Genomic DNA, 12,164 nt, shown 5'->3' on the forward strand with positions numbered 1-12,164 from the left:
AGGCGCTCTTCGCAAGCAAACAAACGTTTAATTGCGTACAATCCCTGGCGATTGATGAGCAGGGAACGCGTCGGATTCGCAGGTGTAGAGAGTCGCATGCTGATTGGTAGTTATTCCCCTTCTTTAGTCGTCATTTCCTTGTGCGTGGCCATGTTGGCGTCCTATACGGCGCTGGACCTGGTCGGCCGCATCGCCACCGCCAAAGGTCGCGCGGTGTATTTCTGGATGGCCGGCGGTTCGCTGTCCATGGGCATCGGCATCTGGTCGATGCATTTTATTGGCATGCTGGCCTTCAGCTTGCCGATTCCCCTGGGCTACGACCTCGCGCTTACCGGCCTGTCCCTGCTGATCGCCGTACTGTCCTCAGGCTTTGCCCTGTGGCTGGTCAGCCAGCCGCGCCTGCCGTTGCTGCAACTGGCCTTCGGGGCGCTGATCATGGGCAGTGGCATCGCGACGATGCACTACACCGGCATGGCGGCCATGCGCATGTCGCCGGGCATTCAGTACGACACGGTGCTGTTTATCGACTCCCTGGTCATTGCCATTGGTGCTTCGGCGGCGGCGCTGTACATCGCCTTCCGCCTGCGCCATGCCACCCCCCATGTGCTGCTGGCCAGGAGCGTGGCGTCGGTGGTGATGGGCATTGCCATCGTCGGCATGCATTACACCGGCATGGCCGCGGCCATGTTCCCCGAAGGCAGCGTGTGCGGTGCCAGCGGCCTGAACGGCAAGGGCCTGGACTACATGGTGCTGATCACCAGCCTGTCGGTGCTGGGCATCACCTTGCTGACCTCGGTGCTGGACGCGCGCATGGAGGCCCGTACGGCGGACCTGGCCAACTCCCTGCGCCTGGCCAACCGCGAGCTCACCCAGCTGGCCCTGCACGACAACCTCACCGGGCTGCCCAACCGCGTGCTGCTGGCCGACCGCATCGCCCAGGCCATGCAGATGGTGGACGAGAACGGCGGCTGCTTTGCGCTGATGTTCATCGACCTGGACGGCTTCAAGCCGGTCAACGATGCCTTTGGCCATCACATGGGCGATGAGTTGCTGCGCGCGGTGGCCTTGCGCCTGCGCGGTAACCTGCAGGGCCAGGACACCCTGGCGCGCATCGGCGGCGACGAGTTCGTGCTGCTGGTGGCCCTGCGCGAGCCCAACGATGCCCCCACGGTGGCCGCGCGTCAGGTGGCCCTGATTGGCCAGGTGTTCGGCGTGGGCGAGCAGAGCCTGCAGATTTCCGCCAGCATCGGCATTGCCATGTACCCTGGCAACGGCGCCGACCAGCACGCCCTGCTGATGAACGCCGATGCCGCCATGTACCACGCCAAGAGCGCGGGCAAGAACGGCTACAGCTTCTTCGACGGCTCGATGAACACCAACGCCCGCAAGCAGTTGCAGTTGCTGCAGGACCTGCGCCTGGCGGTGGAGCGCAAGGAGTTCCGCCTGTTCTACCAGCCCAAGTTCGACGCCGCCACCGGCCAGCCCGTGGGCGCCGAGGCCCTGGTGCGCTGGGAGCACCCGGAGCAGGGCTTGTTGGCCCCGGACAGCTTCATTGGCCTTGCGGAAAAGACCGGCCTGATTATCAGCATCGGCGAGTGGGTATTGGACGAGGCCTGCCGGCAGATGCGCCAGTGGGTGTTGGAGGGCTACGGCCACTGGCGTATCGCGGTCAACCTGTCGGCGCTGCAGTTCTGCCACCTGGGGCTGGTGCGCAGCGTTGCCGCGGCGCTGGCGCGTCACCAGTTGGCGGCCAACAACCTGACCCTGGAAATTACCGAGTCCACGGCCATGAGCGACGCCGATGCCAGCATGAGTGTGCTGCGCCAGCTGGCCGACATGGGTGTGGACCTGTCCATCGATGACTTCGGTACCGGCTATTCGAGCCTGATGTACCTCAAGCGTCTGCCGGCCAATGAATTGAAAATCGACCGTGGTTTTGTCCGCGATCTTGAGCAGGACAGCGATGATGCCGCCATTGTCTCGGCCATCGTCGCGTTGGGGCAGGCGCTTGGGCTGCGGATCGTCGCCGAGGGCGTGGAAACCGATAACCAGCAGAATTTCCTCACCCGTCTGGGTTGTGATGCGCTGCAGGGCTATCATCTGGGCCATCCGCTGCCTGCCGAGCGCTTCATGGCCGATATTCACGCCGCCGAAGCACACCAGCGCGTCGCCCAGGCCTGATCAGGCACTGGCGGGGCGGGGGGCTGGTGCGGTAATGTCACATTGCTTTCTACCTTGATTCAAACCCCCATGAGGAGTGCACCGAGGTCCATGGATAAAGTCATTGTCATCACTGGCGGCAGTCGCGGCATTGGTGCCGCCACGGCGCGCCTGGCCGCCCGCCAGGGTTATCGCGTGTGCATCAATTACCTGTCCGATGAGCAGGCGGCCCAGGCTACCCTGGCCGAGGTGCGCGAGCTGGGGGCACAGGCCATTGCCGTGCGCGCCGACGTCAGTGTCGAGGATGAGGTGGTGCACCTGTTCCACCGGGTCGACGTGGAGTTGGGGCCGGTGACCACGCTGGTCAATAATGCCGCCACGGTGGGCCACACCTCGCGGGTGGACGAGATGTCCGAATTCCGCCTGCTCAAGCTGCTCAAGAGCAACGTTGCCGGTCCCATTCTGTGTGCCAAGCACGCCATCCTGCGCATGTCCACGCGTCATGGTGGCCATGGCGGCAGCATCGTCAACGTGTCCTCCGTCGCGGCCCGCCTGGGTTCGCCTGGCGAGTATGTGGACTATGCGGCTTCCAAAGGTGCGCTGGATACTTTCACCGTAGGCCTGGCCAAAGAGTTGGCGGGGGAGAGCGTGCGGGTCAATGCAGTGCGGCCGGGGTATATCTTTACCGAGTTTCACGCGTTGAGCGGTGATCCGGATCGGGTCAGTAAGCTGGAGCCGGGGATTCCGATGGGGCGTGGTGGGCAGCCGCATGAGGTGGCGGAGGCGATTTTGTGGTTGGCGTCCGAGCAGGCCAGCTATACCACGGGCAGTTTCCTGGACTTGGGTGGCGGCCGCTGATGTAGCCGCTGCCGCCAGGCTGCGCTGGCCGGCCCATCCAAAGCAAGTCCCCAGCGAGGCAGCTTTTGCTTCCGTGAGGCCCTTGATCTTGATTCATGCCCCACCCTCAAGCACAACGCAGACTGCTTTTGCTTCCGTGAGGCCTTTGATCTTGATTGTGTGCCCCCGTTAGAGCCCAGGGCCGACCGGAGACGTCGATCAAGCGGCCTTCAGCGTAGCTGAAGGAGACGGAACCGGAGGCGCTTCTATTCCGGGCCGTCGTCCGCTTGATCGACGTCGGAGGGAGGGGACCCGGAGCGAAGCGTAGGGACCGGGCTCGGGGGCGAGCCTTTTTTGGTTACTTTTTGAGGCGTTTGTCAAAAAGTGACCCGCCGTAAGGGCGGAAAGGTGATTCTGCATCACCCTGGGTAATGGATATGTTCAAGGTCTGCGGATCCCGCTGTTGAGGGCTGTGGACATATCCATTATCCAGGGTGCGGCCACCGGCGGTTCCGGCCTTACGCCGGGTCACTTTTTTCAGTCGAAAAAAAAGTAACCAAAAATTCTCGCCCCGAGCCTGGGCCCTGCGCTGCGCTCCGGGTCCCCTCCCTACGGCGTCGATCAAGCGGACGACGGCCCGGAATAGAAGCGTCTCCGGTTCCGTCTCCTTCAGCTACGCTGAAGGCCGCTTGATCGACGCCTCCGGTCGGCCCTTGGCTCTAACGGGGCCTAAGATCAAGATCAAAAGCAAGATCAAAAGCAAGATCAAAAGCAAGATCAAAAGCCAGAGCAACAGCAAGATCAAAAGCCAAAGCCAAAGCCAAAGCCAAAGCCAAAGCCAAAGCCAAAGCCAAAGCCAAAGCCAAAGCCAAAGCCAAAGCCAAAGCCAAAGCACGGCTAAGCGCAGGCGGGAGTGGGGCCTGTGGGGAGATATTTTGTGGGGGTTTAATAGTAAAAGATAAGAGCTGCGCTCTTATGTCGCAGGGCAAGGCAACTAAGGATTAATGAATAACCCAACTATCCAAAGTTGCCACTCCAGCCCAACGCAAAGTGCCACTTATTGCTGTGGCATGCTCCAGGGTTGCAGGTCGTAACCTTCCTGGCGCAGTTCGGCACGTACTTCTTCCAGCAAGTGAGCCCACTGGGCCGGGTCCGAGTAAGTGCTGCTCGGTACTTGCTTGCGGCCGATGCTGTTACGGGTGCGGTCCACCACCGTCAGGCTCAGTTCGCCATTGCCATCCTGCGGGGCCCAGGCCACACACTGGAAGGGTTCAAAGGCGTGGCCGGCAATCAGAAGTGCTTCGTTGACACGCAGCGGGGCGTTCATGGGTTTGGTCTCTCTAGTGTGCCCAAAAGGTTGCAGCGCTTCGGCAAGGTCGTTACCGATTGCGTCTGCTTGTTTGTACTGATGCTGCCAACCGGGCAACAAGTCACACGCGGGCAGAAAAATGTTCAAACTTTTTTCTCGTTACATTCAGGCGAACGTTTTGACGTTGAAAAATCAACGAAATTCCGTCACGGCAAAAATTTGTAACGGTTTTGTAGACCAACGGTCCTAGGCAGCGTCAAGTTAGTTGCTACTGTTACAGACGGGGTCGCCAACCTGCTGTTTCTAATAACTTTTATATTATTGGCGCCAAGGAGTCAGTCATGCTCGAGATGGCGAACACGCGACGCCTGTTAATTGTCGATCCGTGCGATGACTGCCACCAACTACTGCCCGGCCTGCGCACCGTGGGTTGGGAGGTTGACAGCTGCGAGCTGGACGAGGCCGCCGACCGCCCCTGCGACGTGGGCCTGCTGCGCCTGCAGCCCTTTCACCTGGAACGCCCGGAGGCGGTGAAGGAGCTGATCAGCCGCAGCAACACCGAATGGATCGCCGTGCTTAACCAGGACGTGCTGCGCATGCAGAATGTCGGCGACTTCGTGTGCGAGTGGTTTTTCGATTTCCATACCCTGCCGTTCGATGTGTCCCGCGTGCAGGTGACCCTGGGCCGCGCCTTTGGCATGGCGCGCCTGAGGGGGCAGGGGGCGGTGCACGTCAATCAGCCCGAGCATGAATTGCTGGGCGACAGCCGGCCGATCCGTGACTTGCGCAAGCTGTTGAGCAAACTGGCGCCCACCGAGTCGCCGGTGTTGATTCGCGGCGAGAGCGGCACCGGCAAGGAACTGGTGGCGCGCACCCTGCACCGCCAGTCCCTGCGCCATGCCAAGCCGTTCGTGGCGATCAACTGCGGGGCGATTCCCGAGCACCTGATCCAGTCGGAGCTATTTGGCCATGAGAAGGGCGCTTTCACCGGGGCGCATCAGCGCAAGGTGGGGCGTATCGAGGCGGCCAATGGCGGCACGCTGTTTCTCGATGAAATCGGCGACCTGCCGTTGGAGTTGCAGGCTAACCTGCTGCGCTTTCTGCAGGAAAAACACATCGAGCGGGTAGGGGGCAGCCAGCCCATCGCCGTGGATGTGCGGGTACTGGCGGCCACCCACGTTAATCTGGAGTCGGCGATCAGTGTGGGGCGCTTCCGCGAAGATCTTTATTACCGTCTTAATGTGTTGCAGGTGGTCACGGCGCCGCTGCGCGAGCGCCATGGTGACCTGTCGATGCTGGCCAACCATTTCGCCCATTTCTACAGCCAGGAAACCGGCCGCCGGCCGCGCAGTTTCAGCGAAGACGCGCTGATCGCCATGGGCAAGCACGATTGGCCGGGCAACGTCCGCGAGTTGGCCAACCGTGTGCGTCGTGGCCTGGTGTTGGCCGAAGGGCGACAGATCGAGGCCCAGGACCTGGGCTTGATCAGCCAGGCGGCGACCGTGGTGCCCATGGGCACCCTGGAAGACTACAAACACCGTGCCGAGCGTCAGGCATTATGCGACGTGCTCAACCGCCATTCCGACAACCTCAGCATCGCCGCGCGCGTGCTGGGTATCTCGCGGCCGACGTTCTATCGGCTGCTGCACAAACACCAAATCCGCTGAACACTGTCCTGTGGGAGCGGGTTCTACCCGCGAAAAGGCCACCGCATAGTCGCTGACGCTACGCGGTGGTCTTTTCGTGGGCAGAGCCCACTCCCACGGAGGCAGTCGCGCTGCGTGCGAGTGGCATCAGAAGTAATACGGGAATTTCAGGCTGAAGGTGAAGTCCGGCGCATCATCCGTCAAACCAATGGACAGGTTGGGCACGATGGTCAGCGAGTCGCTGGCGGCGATGGTCATGCCGATGTTGAAATACCCGGCGTTGGCATCGCTGGCCGGCACGCCCTGCCAGTCACCGCCGTCCTGTTTGATCTTGCTGCGGCGCTGAATCAGGTCCGACAGCGAGAACGACATGCTCATCTTCTCGTTGAGGGCGAACGCCACGCCGGCGCCTATCTGGAAGCTGTCGCCCAGGTCGACCTTGCCGGGGATTTTGCTGTTGACCTGCGGGCTGATGTCGCTGAACGAGTCCTCAAAGTTGTGGGTGTAGGAGAAGCTGCCGAACAGCACCGCCGGGTCGAAGCTCTTGATCAGCGAGATGCCCGGGGTGATGGACCACACACCGTTGCCGGTAGGCAGTGATTCAGGCACCGACAGGTTGTTGTTGGTGCTCGACTGGATCAGCTTGATGCCGTAAGGGTCTTGGCCGGTGGGGGCCTTGACGCGCACGCTGAACACCGCATCGGGACGGTACGGGCCTTCGTCCATGAACTTGTAGGCCACCCCGGCGTTGATGTCGCCGATAGTGGGATCGCGTCGTACCGATTCCTGGGAGATGGCCGTGGTAGAGCCGCCGGCACCTGCGGACTGGAAGGTCGAGTCGCGGTACACCACCGGCACGTTCAAGTCGAACTGCCAACGGTTGTTGACGTTGTAGCGCCCGGTCAGGTCCAGGGTCCAGTTGTCGGACTTGATGCGGTCGATGTTGATATTGCCCAGAAAGATCGAGTCCAGTGCCAGGAAACCATTGAGCACCAGTTGGCGGGTGTCGTAGTGCGAATAGGTGATGCCGGTTTCAAGGCTGAACTTGCCGCCGCCAAAGAACCCGGTGCTCTCGTCATACAGGTTGTTCACGCTCTGGGCCGGCGCCGAATCATCCTTCAGCGACTGCCCGTAGGACGAACCACCGGCCGTGCTGCCCGCAGCGCCCGGCGCACCCGTGGCCACGGTCTGCGCCCGGCTGGGCTCGGCGGGGGATTTGGTCAGGCGTTTGGGCGGTGGCGCAGCGGGCGTGGCCTCCACTTGTTTGACCCGCTGCTCCAGTACCATCAGGGCTTGCTGTTGTTGCTCGTAACGTTGCTTGAGTTGCAAGAGTTCTTGTTTGAGTTCTTCCACTTGGGGGTCTGGTGCCGCTTGCAGCACGGTCGCTGGTAGCAACGCGCTTAGGCAGACAACCGCATTGAACGAAAACGATCGGTGCATGGTGAGCCGTCCCTTGTGACTGCAACATTTTGAGACGAAGCGTAGTTCACTTTTTTACGCCTCGCCGTTCACATGCCCATGTTGCGCAGCCCCTTGAGCTGGCTCAAATTACAGTCCAGTGCGCCGGCCGTGGGCAGGTTGTCACGCAGCACCACGTTGAGCTGGGCGAGGTTGTTGACGGCGTTGGCACCGCCCAGCAAGGTGGCGCTTTGCAGCAAACCTGCGCCGCTGATGCTTTGCAGGGCAGCGCCCTGGTTGTTGTTGGCATTGATCGCCATCTGCACGCCACCGCCGGTGCTGGAAACGCTCAGGTTGCCAGCGGCATTGGCGGCGCTGATGGTGCTGCCGGCGGCCAGGGCCTGCCCTTGGGGTGCGGCGGCTGCGGGTGCCGAATTGCTCTCCTTCACGTTGATGTCGACGTTGTTGTACGCGGTGTTGTAGTCGCCTGCGGCGCGCACCGACTGGGTCACGCCTTGGGTGGTGGTCAGCCCGGCGCCGCCGGTGACGGTCCCGGTACCTTGTGCCAGTGCGTTGGCGCTGGCCTGCAGGCCTTTCTGGTCAACCATTTGTACGTAGAACTGCGGTTTGATGGTGGTGGCCTGCACGTCCAGGGTGCCGCGGGCGCCGATGACGTCACCGTTGGCGTTCTGCCAGGTGGTGGACATCACCACGCCGAAGCTGATGATGCGTCCCGGCATCACGTATTTGCCGCGCAGGGTAGCCAGTTCCGCGTCTTTGATCTCGATGGGTTTGAGCACCGACGCTGCGTGCGCCGGCAGGCTGGCCGCCAGGCACGCGGCCAGCAACCAAGTGTGAGTGTTCATGCGATGCTCCCGGAGCGTCATGCCCCTTGTAATTAGAAGAAATCACTCTGGATGAAGCCGAAGTCCATCAGGTCTGCATCCTGTACGGGCTTGAACTGATCCAGCTGTCCCTTGGCCGTCAATGGCAGCGGGGGCTTGAGCAAGGCATTGGTCTTGTCATAGCCCTGGCCGACAACGGCGAAAATGATCCCGTTCCAACCTTTGGCAAAGTCTTCGCGGCTGTAGCGCTTGTGCCCCAGCACCGGGTCGCCGACATAGACCCAGTCGCGCTGGACGCGCTGCAACACCACGAAATGCTTGTAGCCACGAATGTCCATCAGCACCACCACCGGAATGGTGATCTTTTCCAGGTCTTCGGCCGGGATGCGGTAGCCTCTGCCGCGCATGCCGATGCTTTCGACGTACTTTTTCATGTCGAGCATGGAGAAGCCCTGCACCTTGACGGTGTCCATGTCCGAATGGGCCAGCATGCCTTCGATTACCTGGTGTTCATCCACATCCAGCCAGTACGCCTGGCGCAGTACCGTGGCCAGCGCGGCGGCGCCGCAGCTGAAGTCGGTTTTCTGCTGGACCAGGTCGGAGAAGTGGCGCTCGCGCATGCTCTGGATTGGCTTGTAAATGACGGTGCCGCCAGGCAGGGCGGCGACTGACATCTGTCCGGCCCAGGTGGGGCCAGCCAACAGCAGCAATAGCGCAAGCAGTGCTCGAATTCGCATGGTCTGAATGCCTTGCTTGATGGTGTCGAAAAAGAGCCCCCGGGTGGGGGCTCTCGGGACGTGCGTGTTACATGCAGGCTTTGCAACCGGCAGCGATGGACAGGGAGTTGCTTTGTTGGTTGCCCACACCGGCCGAGACGTTGGCACCGACGTTGCCCGATACGCCGTTAAGCGAGTTGGACATGGAGGCGGTGTTGGTCACAGGGTTGGCCCAACCGGTAGGGGTCAGTACTTGGTAGGCGGCTACGCCACCGAGTTCAAAGCTGCCGCTTTCTTTGAATTTGAGCGGTTCAACTTTGTCTTTGCCGCCTTTGTTGTCCCAGCCACCGTGGCCACCGCCACGAGGGTCGTCGCTGCCGACGGTGCCGGTACCGGTGCCTTTGTAGGTACCGGTGGCGGCGAAGGCCGAGTACAGGGTGTCTTTGCTGTAGGTGCGGTCCGCCACGTTGTTGACCACGGTGCCGCTGGAGGTCTGGTTGGCCGAGGCCGAGGCGCCCGCTACACGGCCGCCCGACACGGCGATGGCCAGGTTGTTTTTCTGTTGGTTGAAGTCGCCGGTGGTGAGGTTGATGCCAATGTTGCCCGAGCTGCCGTTGGCGCTGTTGGTGAGCGACGCGGCGGAGGTGGTCGAGTAGTTGGCTACAGCGTTACCGGTATTGGTCTGGGTAGCAGCAGAGGACGCGAAGGCGCTGCCGAAGATGAAGCTCTCGTCGGCGGTGGCGATCGCGGCAGCGTTGTCTTGTTGGTTGGCATCGCCGGCGGCAACGTTGACACCCAGGTTGCCGTTGGAGTTGCCAGCCGAGTTGTCGATCGCAGCGCCATTACGGGTGCCTTGGTTGATCACGGCGTTGTTGGTGCTGCTTTGAGTATCCTGAACCACGGCGGCAGACCCTGCGGTCAGCTGGATTTGCACCATGGGATCGGGTTGTTGCTGATGACCACCATGGTGCGGATCGTCGTGTCCACCTCTGCGATCGTCCGCGTGAGCGGCAACAGCCATGACGGCAGCGAGGGCGAAGACCAGTGGCTTGAGTGCCAATGTAGGTTTCATGGTGTTTCTCCGTATTATTGTTTTCTAGTTAAGTGTTGTTTCTGTCTTGGAGGGTCAATCAGCGACCCGTACGCTCAGGGTGTTACCCATGCGGTTTCCCACCCCTGCGCTCTGGTTCAGCTGGATCAGCCCGCGGCTACCGGTGAATGCCTGGTCATCGGTGTTGACCTGGTGGTTGCCGAGTGTCGGACCTGCTGAATCGGAGCCTTTTACCAGCGCCACGTTCTGTTGCGACAGGGCGCTGTCGTCCATGCTCAGCGGCTGGGCACTGATGGTCAGTCGCATGGCATTGGCCTGTTGATTGGCGGCGCCGGCGGACTGGTTGACGCCCAGTGCACCGTTGCCATTGCTGAAGGCGTTACCCTGGATCGAGGACCGGGCGTTCATGGCCGGGTCTACCTGGGTACGCAGTTTCTGATTGATGCGGGTAGTGGCACTGGCGTCGGTGCCGATGGCGATGGCGCGGGTGTTGGCCTGCTGCTGCACATCACCTGCGGCCTGGTTGATGCTGAGGTTGCCCTCGTAGCCCACGCCGGAGCCGTTGATCACAGCGCTGTTGTCGGCGCTGATACCGCCAGCGGCCAGTACGTTGCCGCTCACCAGCAGCGCGATCAGGGTCAGGGAGGCTTTCATCTCAGCGCCCCCCGCTCAGAATGCGCAGCGGGGACAGGCCCTGGCTGACGGCCTGGTTGACGGTGTTGGCAATGCCGCCGCCCGAGCCGCCACCATGGCCGGCGCTCATGCCGGGCAGGGCTTGATCGCCGCCGCCCATGCCGCGCAGATTGCCGTCAGGCACAATCAGGCGGGTAATGGCGTTGCCGCTACTGATGCCGGCGATGTCGCCGTCGCTCAGTTCCATGCTGGTGGCTGAACGCACCTGGGCGGAAACGTTGGTGTTGACGGTCAGGGGATTGGGGTCGGGTTGCAGCGGTGCCCGGGTGGCCATCCGCGGCTGCACGGTGCGCTGGATGACGACGCTGCCATCACCGGCGGCCTCGGCCGTCAGGCTATGGCAGCATCCCAGCAACAGCAGGCAGGCAATGCCTTTTTGAGTTGTCCCGATCATGGCCCTTATCCCTCTTCTTCTTGTTGTCGCGTCGGCCTTGGTGGCGTTGCGAGGAAGAGAGCAGGGGCTGTGCCAGTTTTTTGAATGTGCGTTGAATCAACGACTTAACAATGAGGTTGATGACTGCCAGAAAATGGTTGTAACGCAGGTGATACGGGTAGACAACGGATGCTCGATTGGACAGTGGCCAGTGGCCGGGAATGGCCCCAAACGTGGGTGTATCGCCAGCATTACAACTGTGTGTTCCGCCGGGGTAAGCCCCTCAACACCGGGCCTGTGCGGCCGCAGGTGTGTATCAGGAACGGACAGTTCACCGGCTCAGGTCAGCAGTCGCTCCACCCAGTCGCGGGCCATGGCATGGCGCTGTGCGTAGTCGCCTTCCACCACCTGGAAGGGTTGCCGGTGTTGCGCCAGCCAGTGCCGGGTCTGCTCGAAAAATACCGTGCGCTGCGCCAGCTGTGGCTGACAGCGCTGACCGTCATCCACCCACTGTGCGCCTTCAGGCGACAGCAGCAGATGCAGGTCGTAGCGGCGGCTCAGCAGCTCGGATTCCAGCCACGCCGGGCAGTCGCCAAACAGCGTGCGGCTCCACAACATATTGCTCAGCAGATGGGTATCCAGTATCAGCAACCCTGGACGCTGGGCACGGGCCGCATCCTCCCAGGCCAATTGCCCGCGGGCGATGGCCGGGATATCGCCCAGGCAGGTGTCGCGTCCGCCGTGGCTGTCGATGAAATGGCGCACGTATTCACCCACCACCAGCCCGCCGAAACGTGCTTGCAGGGCGTGGGCCAGTACACTTTTACCGCTGGATTCTGGGCCGGTCAGCACCACGACTTTCATGGCGCCGGGGGAGGGGGCGGGGAACATTTCTCGATTCCGTGGGACAAACGTCACGATTGTAACGGTGCTCGCGTTTGTGCTGGCGGCTTGTTACACGAAAAGTGCCGGGACAGAGCGGTTTTCATCGTTTTGTCGCCCAGTTGAGCTACCGTCTTCTGATAGCATTTCGCCGCTTTTTCGGCACTTCGTTTCAAATCGTTGAATTCACGAATTTTTCACGGTTTGCCACCGATCTTTGGCGCGCCTTGCTGCAACGCTGTTGTTTACGACTA

The 12,164-nt window shown here is 61.6% G+C and carries 12 protein-coding genes; 3 read left to right on the forward strand and 9 right to left on the reverse strand.

Translation table 11 applies throughout. The features are described 5' to 3' along the window. Window positions 1-96 precede the first annotated feature (96 nt). Both ACZ9GA_RS06355 and ACZ9GA_RS06360 read left to right on the forward strand, forming a co-directional pair. Window positions 97-2,181, forward strand: coding sequence for a putative bifunctional diguanylate cyclase/phosphodiesterase (locus tag ACZ9GA_RS06355; RefSeq protein WP_457363469.1), 2,085 nt, complete (start codon window positions 97-99; stop codon window positions 2,179-2,181). A gap of 90 nt (window positions 2,182-2,271) precedes the next feature. Further along, on the forward strand, window positions 2,272-3,018 hold the full coding sequence (locus ACZ9GA_RS06360; protein ID WP_457363468.1) for an SDR family oxidoreductase: 747 nt from the start codon (window positions 2,272-2,274) through the stop codon (window positions 3,016-3,018). Between the two features lie 698 nt (window positions 3,019-3,716). Here the strand turns inward: ACZ9GA_RS06360 and ACZ9GA_RS06365 are convergent. Continuing rightward, complete coding sequence (locus tag ACZ9GA_RS06365; protein ID WP_457363467.1) at window positions 3,717-3,875, reverse strand: hypothetical protein; 159 nt, start codon at window positions 3,873-3,875, stop codon at window positions 3,717-3,719. A 179-nt stretch (window positions 3,876-4,054) separates the two neighbouring features. Continuing rightward, complete coding sequence (locus ACZ9GA_RS06370) at window positions 4,055-4,324, reverse strand: hypothetical protein (protein ID WP_027979375.1); 270 nt, start codon at window positions 4,322-4,324, stop codon at window positions 4,055-4,057. Window positions 4,325-4,647: 323 nt separating this feature from the next. Here ACZ9GA_RS06370 and ACZ9GA_RS06375 point away from each other — a divergent pair, with 323 nt between their 5' ends. Beyond that, a complete protein-coding gene (locus ACZ9GA_RS06375; RefSeq protein ID WP_457363466.1) occupies window positions 4,648-5,973 on the forward strand; it encodes a sigma-54 dependent transcriptional regulator in 1,326 nt (441 codons plus the stop codon). Between the two features lie 126 nt (window positions 5,974-6,099). Here ACZ9GA_RS06375 and ACZ9GA_RS06380 read toward each other — a convergent pair whose 3' ends face one another. The 7 genes from ACZ9GA_RS06380 to ACZ9GA_RS06410 form a co-directional block, all read right to left on the reverse strand. Beyond that, complete coding sequence (locus ACZ9GA_RS06380; protein ID WP_457363465.1) at window positions 6,100-7,392, reverse strand: coiled-coil domain-containing protein; 1,293 nt, start codon at window positions 7,390-7,392, stop codon at window positions 6,100-6,102. Between the two features lie 68 nt (window positions 7,393-7,460). Then, complete coding sequence (locus ACZ9GA_RS06385) at window positions 7,461-8,216, reverse strand: hypothetical protein (protein ID WP_457363464.1); 756 nt, start codon at window positions 8,214-8,216, stop codon at window positions 7,461-7,463. Between the two features lie 32 nt (window positions 8,217-8,248). Next, entirely contained in the window at window positions 8,249-8,932 is a 684-nt protein-coding gene (locus ACZ9GA_RS06390) for a C39 family peptidase (RefSeq protein WP_457363463.1), read from the reverse strand. A 67-nt stretch (window positions 8,933-8,999) separates the two neighbouring features. Beyond that, on the reverse strand, window positions 9,000-9,983 hold the full coding sequence (locus ACZ9GA_RS06395; protein WP_457363462.1) for a heme utilization protein: 984 nt from the start codon (window positions 9,981-9,983) through the stop codon (window positions 9,000-9,002). Window positions 9,984-10,037: 54 nt separating this feature from the next. Beyond that, on the reverse strand, window positions 10,038-10,616 hold the full coding sequence (locus ACZ9GA_RS06400; RefSeq protein WP_457363461.1) for an adhesin: 579 nt from the start codon (window positions 10,614-10,616) through the stop codon (window positions 10,038-10,040). A gap of 1 nt (window position 10,617) precedes the next feature. Continuing rightward, window positions 10,618-11,049, reverse strand: a complete 432-nt coding sequence (locus ACZ9GA_RS06405) for a hypothetical protein (RefSeq protein ID WP_457363460.1) — start codon at window positions 11,047-11,049, stop codon at window positions 10,618-10,620. 318 nt (window positions 11,050-11,367) lie between these two features. Continuing rightward, window positions 11,368-11,892, reverse strand: coding sequence for an AAA family ATPase (locus ACZ9GA_RS06410; protein ID WP_457363783.1), 525 nt, complete (start codon window positions 11,890-11,892; stop codon window positions 11,368-11,370). Window positions 11,893-12,164: the final 272 nt, after the last annotated feature.

Source organism: Pseudomonas sp. TE3644, from assembly GCF_056278815.1.